Consider the following 7,902-nt stretch of genomic DNA (forward strand, 5'->3'; position numbering starts at 1 on the left):
AGGAAACGTGAGATTGGTGATTGTGTTCGCAGGTCTTGTTGCGGCCGCGTTCGCCCAGTGGTCCGAACCGGTGACGCTGGCCACCGGCTTGCAGCCATACGGGGCCGGGCCGGAGCTGGTGTCGCATGTCGGCGACAGTATCTGGGTCTTCTGGATGGGACAGGTCACGCCGGCTGCGCTGTATGGTCGTTGCTTTGAGGCGGATTCGTGGCGCCAGGTGGAGACGCTCGCGCAGAGCACGAACGGTCTCTACTGGCCGGCCGGTGTTGTCGACGACTCCGGCCGCATGCTCGTCGCGTTCTACGACGGCAGCTACCCGGTGCAGCACCTTCAGGAGCAGGATACGTGGGGCATCTACACGGCGACATTGGCTGGCGGCGGCTGGTCTGTGCCCAGTCTTGCCGTAGGTACTATGACGGGCGGGTTCCCGACCTACGTACGGCTGGGCAAGGCTCAGGATGGCTCGGTTGGTCTACTCTGGGACGAGAGCGCTGGCGGCATGAGCGCGACCGAGTCGGTGATGGTCAGCCGCATGAGGAATGGCGGGTGGACGCCGCGTTGCTGCATAGCCCCCGGCCAATACCCGGACGTCTACTGCCACTGCGGCTCGTTGGCTCCGGGCGACAGCACCGATTTACTCGTCGCCTTCTCGCGCCGGACAACCGGTGTATCAGAGGTCGAGGTCTGGGGCCTGAATGACACCCTGACCGGAACGCCGGCGGAGTTTGCTGGCGCACTACCGAAGATTGCGCGCGGGCCGGCGACAAGATTCCTTGTCATCACACGCGGGGACACGTTGCTCGGCGCAGAGAATCACGGCGCGGGCTGGAGCCAACCGGTCGTGATTGCCACTGGAATTGGCTTCGGAGGAGCATCATTGTGCGCTGACCCGCTCGGCTGGGGCTGGGTATGCTGGCCGAACAACGCCCAGCAGTCGGTGCTGGCAAGCTACAATCGTGGAGCCGGCTGGTCTCGTCCGGAGACGGTGGCAACATCCGGCGCTCTTGGTTCTCCGCGGATCACATCGGACGGGCTCGGCAATCTGCACTGCGTCTGGTTCGACCACACCGGCGGCGGCTCGGGCGAACTGCAGCACGCACGGCGGCTCGGCAGACCAGGCGTCGAGGAGACGCCGAGCGCCGAAGTCCGAACGACGAAGGTGACGACCATCATCCGAGGCGTGCTGTTCCTGCCGGAAGCCCCAAGCCACAAGCCCCAAGCCGCAAGCTTGCTGGACATCGGAGGTCGAAGGGTCATGGATCTCGCTCCGGGCGCGAATGATGTGCACAGCCTTGCACCCGGCGTCTACTTTCTGCGTTCGTCCGACGGCGGCCAGTACCGCCGACTGGTCTTGATCCGCTAGCCTGACTCGACGAGTTGCAGTTGCCGGATTCTCGGGCCTACGGGCCGGGCTCGGCGTGTTCTGACAGGGACTCGGGATGGACTACGCCATCGCGCCCTACGGCAAGCTGGGCATGACCCACCGTATCTCGCTATCCTCCGCGGCCCGTCCGCTTCGGACGAAGTGTCCGAGGAGTAGCGCCGCCGGCGCTTGACACTCTGGTCTATTCGAGTCAAACTACACTGTGCCGGACAGCAAGCCTTGTCCGCAGACAGGAGCAAGAGTGAAGATTGAAGTAGAAAGAGAAACCGACGGACGGTGGCTCGCGGAGGTCGTCGACCTGCCGGGCGTCATGGCTTACGGCGCCACCCGGGCTGAGGCGGTCGCCGGCGTTCAGGCGCTGGCGCTGCGAGTCATGGCTGACCGGATAGAGCACGGCGAGGAAATCCCGGCTCTCCGGGAAGTCTTCGCTGTTCCCGCATGAACAACTGGCCCTCCACCAGGGCCAGCCGAGTACTGGCCGCACTGCTGCGAACCGGGTGGGTCATCAAGCGACAGGCGGGGACTTCCCATCGCGTACTCAGCCGACCGGGGTGGCCAGACTTCGTGTTCGCGTTCCATGACCACGTTGAGATCGGACCACGCATGCTTGCTCGTATCGCCAAGCGCACCGGGCTCGCGCCTGACGACCTGTAGGTCACACGCGGAAGCGCCGGCGACGCCCTAGTCAATCGGCAATCGACATCCGCTTTCGGCTCACGGCCTGCCGCTCCGAATAGCTTCGTCCGCACCTGTCTGAAAGCCGTAAGCTGTCAGCCGTCCCGCTCCGATCCGCCAATCGTCAATCTGCAATCTACAATGTCGTGGGCTGTCGGCCCGCCTCATTGACAGGTTTCTGATTCATGAGAATAGAGGAGATGTCCCACTTTTGCCCCCTAGCTTGCTTGACTCGGGAAGAGTCAGGACTAAGCTGACCAAGGTCTTATTATGAGCGGCGAGACTACTTCACCAGACAAGCTGCAGCGACTGCGCGAGCGCGTGAAGTCGGCTTCGACTCCGGCTGAGCGGGTCGAGGCGACTCTGTCGCTGGCCGAGGAAATCTGGCTCAAGGACCCGGTTGTGGCTCGGCCGCTGCTGGAACAGGTTGTGGCTGATGCCGAAGCCGCAGGTCGAATCAGTGACAAAGGTAGGTCCGCGTACATGCTCGGCGAACTTGCGCGGCGCGCGGGCGATCTCGATGCCGCGTCGCGCCATGCCGAGACGGTGTTCACGGTGGCGGATGCAACCGGCGACCGTCGAATTCGCGCATCCGGACTCAATCTTGTCGGGAGCATGCACGGGCAGCGGGGCGAGCATCAGTCCGCGGTTGAGTGCTTCGAGGAGTACCTGGAAGTCTCCCGGCAAATCGGGTTCGGGAAGGGCGAGCGGTCGGCGCTGAACCAACTCGCGTGTGCTCATGCGCTACGGGGCGATCTAGGCAAGGCTCTGGTGCGCTACCAACAATGTCTGGAAGTCAACACCAAAGCTGGGGACTCGCACGGCCGGGCAACGAGTCTGTACAACATCGGCTGGACCCTCGCCGCGATGGGCCGTTGGCCCGAGGCGACCGAGAACTTCTACCGGGCGATGGCGCTGTGCGAAGAGCACGGGTTCTCTGACCCGCTTGCTGCCACCCGGATATCTCTCGGCGAACTTTCGATGAAGCGGTCCGAGTACGACGACGCAGCCTTCATGTTCCGCTCAGTGATCGAAGCAGAGCGGCAACACCGGCGAGCCGGAGACGTGTACCGCGAAGCTCTCACCAATCTGGGCTGGACTCACTTCCGTAAAGGTGACCTTGCTCGGGCAGAGGACGTCCTGAGCGTAGCCGCTCGGTTGTGCGAAGCGGCGAGGGACCGCCGCGTGCTCGCGGCTGTCTGTTGCCGCCGGGCCGAACTCGCGTTGGCTCGGGGCTGGCTCGATGCGGCCGGTGATCAACTGGTTCAAGCTGAGCGTCACGCGGCCGATCTGAATCTGCCAACGCAACAGGGCGAGACACTCCGCGTTCAGGCGCTTCTTACCTCGGCCCGTGGCGACCCGGCCCAAGCCATTGACTTCTTCAGTCGGTCCGAAGCCGTGCTGGGGCCGCTCGGGGATACGTTCGAGCTCGCCCTCGCACGGCTGCAGCATGGCCGGGAACTCATCGAAGTGAGTCGGTCGGAAGAGGCCCGACCCCTGCTTCAGGCCGCGGCTCAGACGTTCCGCCGACTCGCCGTTGTAGCCGAGGCAGAAGAGGCAACCATGCTGCTCTACCGGCTTGAGTTGAGCATCGACCGCAATGCCGCTCTGCTTGAGGGGTTGCTTAGCACCACCGCGCTCGGCCACGCGCCCGAGCAGTTCGTCGAGCAGGTCCTCGCGATGCTCTGCGACAGTCTGCAGTTCAAACAGGGCGCGGTACTGTTTGGCGGAAGGCCGGTTGCTCTGCGGGGCAATCCCGACTTGTCTATGTTGACCGGCCGAGAGGCCCCCTCGCAGACCGACTTGACTCTGCTCTTCCCGGTCAGACAAGAAGGCCACGACGTTGGTCTTGTCTGGCTCCAGCGGGGAAAGCCGCTTGCGACGCGCGTTGGGTCCGACGTGCTGGAGGTCGTGACTCGCACGCTGGCGCCCGCGCTTGCGGGGCTGGGAGAGATCCGGGCAATCGAAGCCGATAGCGAACCGCAGATTCCAGGGCTGCGGTTCCGAGGCGTGGTGGGACGCAACCGCGAAGTGCGCGACCTGCTCGGCATCGTGGCGCGTTTGGCCGACGCACCGGTTCCGGTGCTGATACGCGGCGAGAGCGGCTCGGGCAAGGAACTCATCGCCCGAGCCCTGCACGAGTCGAGCACGCGAGCAGATAGCCCGTTTGTCACGGTCAACTGCGCAGCAGTTCCGGAAGCCCTGCTCGAGGCCGAGTTCTTCGGCGTCGAGCAGGGCGCGGCGACTGGAGTCGCGGCGCGGCCCGGCAAGTTCGAACTGGCTGAAAGCGGCACCATCTTCCTCGATGAGATTGGCGACATGAGCCCGGCCCTGCAGGCAAAGCTGTTGCGGGTTATCGATGAGAAGACGGTCACGCGCGTCGGCGGCACAAGGAAGACGCCGATAGAGGCCAGAGTCGTTGCGGCGACGAACATGGACCTTGACCTGCGCGAGCGCGAGGGGTTGTTCCGACGCGACCTGCTCTATCGCCTCAATACGGTTCAGCTTGTCCTGCCGCCGCTGCGTCGTCGGCAAGAGGACATTCCCGTTCTGACCAGGTACTTCATCGCCCGCGCAGCTCAGGAATACGACCGACGGATCCACGGCGCAAGCGACGATGTCCTGTCTTTGTTTGCCCGTTTCGACTGGCCCGGCAACATCAGGCAACTCCAGCACGTTGTCGAACGGGCAGTGTTACTTGCCGATGGTGACATGCTCCAGGTCGCGGACCTTCCGCTTGACCTGAGGCAGCGTGACGCCGTTCCAGACGCGCAGTCGCGAGAGAGCTTGCGCAGCCGCGTGCGTGCCAAGTCGGATGAAGCAGAAAGGGTCCTGCTTGTCGAAGCCTTGAGGCAGGCAAAGGGGAACACCTTGGAGGCCATCAAGCTCACGGGCTTCAGCCGCAGGCACTTCTTTCGTCTGCTCCGCAAACACAACCTGAACCGCAACAGCGACTGACGTCAGCGGCGGGTAGTCCTGACTCGCTAGTAGACTAGGCAAGACAGTCCTTCGATCTTGAGGAGTGCCAAGAGACGGCACTAAATGGGCATTCATGGCACTCCCGTCGCAGTCCATTGAAGGCAAATCACTTGCCTGCATCTCGGGTCGTCCTACGTTGGGCGCATAATGGCACCCGTGCCTTCCTCTCTCTAAGTCCAGGACAAAGCAACTAGCTAGTCAGCCGTAGCTTACGCTGCGTGCCCCTAGCCGGCATGTTTCGTGTCTAGGTGTCAGCGTGATGTCGATACAAACCAGAGATTTCGGCGATGTGGCCGCGAGGGCGCGAGAACTCGGTTGCCAAGTTCCGGTCGGAATCGCTCTGCTTCCCGGTAACTTCGCCACGGCGGCCCACGCCCGTGGATTCTGCTATCACGCGGCCGTGCCGCTTATGCGTTCGGCTTGGCAGAACGTCGGTCTGGAAGACGAAGGCCCCGGCGCGCGGGACACGTCCGGCGAAAACGGGGACTGTACCGCAGCACATCCGATGGGCTGCTCCGAGGGACTGTCCCCTTTTTCGCGGCCCCAGGCCGAGCGGCCGGATCACGTCACAAGCGAGAGCACCAAAGCCGAGTCACGTATGAGTGATTCGGGGTTGGCGACCAGCTCCGGAATCCGGACCCCAATCCCTAGCCCCCAACCCCCAGCCCCTTTTCCCTGCGATGTCCCCCTCGTCGTCTTCTTCGGCGCCAGTCTGCTCGGCGACCAGCCATGGCGCGTAACAGTCGCGCTCGGGTTGGTTTCGTCGGTGTTCGCGTCTCAGGCTCGCCGCACAGGCGAGAGGGCTGTTAGACTTGACGTCGTGGTCGAGCGGTAGCGTGGCCGCGGCTGCGCCTGCATCGAGTACAGGGGCGATGCGTTCGGGGTCGTCCCGCTGGTCAGAGATGTACGGCGAGTCTGGACCGGCTGTGAGCCGAGTGTCCCGAGATCACGCGTGCATAGCGATCAGATTGAGGTATTCTGTCTAGGAGGTCGAAATGAAGTGTAGCCTGCTGGTCCTGCTCTCTGTCGACACGTTACCCGCCGGGTTCGGACTGCGGGGAGTCGGTTTCACGCGCCCCTCCGATCTTGTGGGACCAAAGATGAGGAGGAACGAATGAGCGCCACTCTGCTTCTTCTGCTTTCTGTCATCACGTCACGTGGCTTCGGGCCGAACGTGCGCATAGACCACCAGTTCCTGCCAAATCACGGTTGCCACTGGTGCGAGATTACCATTGGCCCGGGCGCGCCTTCGAGTCAACCGCTATACGTCGTGTTCGAGGATGACTCGACGAGGGGCCCCACGATTATTCGCACTGACATCATGTTCCAGAAATCCACCGATGCCGGCAGGACTTGGCTGCCCACCGATGTGTTGATACGACGCGGTGCCCCCTGCGGAGAGAGCCCAGACATCACGACCGACTCGGACGGCAACGTCTATATCGTGTATGAAAACGTGTATCGCGACACTGCCGGCGCGTACGACCATCAGGTTCTGTGCACGCGCTCGAGTGACGGCGGCGCCACATGGTCTTCGCCGGCCAGGATTGACGATGATTCTGTCAGATATGTCGGCATGACTAGCATTGCCGCGGATTCGGCCGGCGACCTCTTCTGCGCCTGGACCGACTGGCGGACGGGGTATAGCCACATCTGGTCGTCGGTTTCAACCGATCGGGGAGTGACGTGGAGCCGGAACGTACGGGTGGATGATGACACGACCGACTATGACTGTGCCCACGCAGAGGTCTTTGTCCAACCGGGAACGAACCACTACCTCGTGGCTGCGCAAGTCCCGCGCGAGTTCGAGGAGGTTCCATACGTCAGAATGTGCGCTTTTCTGTATCGCTCGACCGACCGCGGCCTGACCTTCGGGCCCGGGGTCCAGCTCGACACGTTCAACAGGTACGCAGGACATCCCCATGTCGTCGCTGACCGGGACCACATCATCTGCGATTACTTCGGGAATGGCCGGGAAGTCCGTGACACGATTATCGCCGAGGCCCGCACATTCTACACGCAGGCCGATTCCTGGGGCAGTCCCGTAGCGGTTACTAATCTCGACTTTCTTCATGAATTGTACTACAGCGGAACACTTGCCATCTCCGGCGACGGCCGCGTTCACACCGCGCTGATGGTCTCCGACACAGCACATGGCTACAACATATGTTACGCGTCTTCGTCGAACCACGGCGTCACCTGGTCCAACCTCGAGGTCGTCAACGACGATACAGCCAGACTCGGACGCTGGTACCCGGAGATCGTCGCCGACTCGGCCGGGCACGTCTACGTGGTCTGGACGGCCGACGGTAAGATCTGGTTCTCGACCAACAGCCCTCTGCCTGGCATCGCCGCGGAAATGTCTAACGCCGAACTGCGGGCGGCGAACAACAGCCCGACCGTCGTCCGCAACGTCCTGTTCCTGCCGAAAATGGGGACTGTACCTTCAGGGACTGTACCCATTTCCGGGCCTTGGCTAATCGACATCGGCGGTCGGAAGGTGATGGACCTGCAGCCGGGCGAGAATGACGTGCGGGCGCTGGCCCCGGGCGTCTACTTCATGCGTCAGGCGTCCAGCGTGGAGCATCAAGCGTCGAACGTCAGCAAGGTTGTCGTCACGCGATAGCTGTTTGACACAGGCGCGGAGCAAGTTAGGCTGAAGGCAGTGGTGAGGTAGAACCGTACGTTCGGGGGGGGCGGGGTTTCCCGCCCCTCCGAGATTGGAGTTCTTGTGAGGAGACTACTGCTCATCATGATTCCCGCAGCGCTTTTCGCGCAGGTTGAGGTGGATACGGTCGTGCGTCTGCCCGGTAGATTGATGCAAGGGTACTTTGTCCCTGAACTCAACCGGCTTTACGCAGTTA

At 62.8% G+C, this 7,902-nt stretch carries 6 protein-coding genes; all 6 read left to right on the top strand.

Going from position 1 to position 7,902, the window contains the following annotated elements; genetic code table 11:
- Positions 1-7: 7 nt before the first annotated feature.
- The 6 genes from FJY68_03750 to FJY68_03775 all read left to right on the top strand — a co-directional run bounded on the left by FJY68_03750 (position 8) and on the right by FJY68_03775 (position 7,664).
- A complete protein-coding gene (locus tag FJY68_03750) occupies positions 8-1,363 on the top strand; it encodes a hypothetical protein (protein ID MBM3330950.1) in 1,356 nt (451 codons plus the stop codon).
- 262 nt (positions 1,364-1,625) lie between these two features.
- The gene (locus FJY68_03755; protein MBM3330951.1) at positions 1,626-1,826 is read left to right on the top strand and encodes a type II toxin-antitoxin system HicB family antitoxin; all 201 of its coding nucleotides are present in this window, start codon (positions 1,626-1,628) and stop codon (positions 1,824-1,826) included.
- Positions 1,823-2,038, top strand: coding sequence for a type II toxin-antitoxin system HicA family toxin (locus tag FJY68_03760; GenBank protein ID MBM3330952.1), 216 nt, complete (start codon positions 1,823-1,825; stop codon positions 2,036-2,038). The genes FJY68_03755 and FJY68_03760 overlap by 4 nt, the downstream gene beginning before the upstream one ends.
- A gap of 291 nt (positions 2,039-2,329) precedes the next feature.
- Positions 2,330-5,017 carry a tetratricopeptide repeat protein gene (locus tag FJY68_03765; GenBank protein ID MBM3330953.1) on the top strand — a complete coding sequence of 896 codons (2,688 nt, stop codon included), beginning with the start codon at positions 2,330-2,332 and terminating at the stop codon, positions 5,015-5,017.
- A 280-nt stretch (positions 5,018-5,297) separates the two neighbouring features.
- Positions 5,298-5,873 carry a hypothetical protein gene (locus FJY68_03770; protein ID MBM3330954.1) on the top strand — a complete coding sequence of 192 codons (576 nt, stop codon included), beginning with the start codon at positions 5,298-5,300 and terminating at the stop codon, positions 5,871-5,873.
- A gap of 279 nt (positions 5,874-6,152) precedes the next feature.
- Positions 6,153-7,664, top strand: coding sequence for a hypothetical protein (locus FJY68_03775; protein ID MBM3330955.1), 1,512 nt, complete (start codon positions 6,153-6,155; stop codon positions 7,662-7,664).
- Positions 7,665-7,902 lie beyond the last annotated feature (238 nt).

The sequence above is a fragment of the candidate division WOR-3 bacterium genome, from assembly GCA_016867815.1.
In the GTDB taxonomy this organism is placed as follows: Bacteria; Hydrothermota; Tepidihabitantia; order Tepidihabitantales; family Tepidihabitantaceae; genus UBA2258.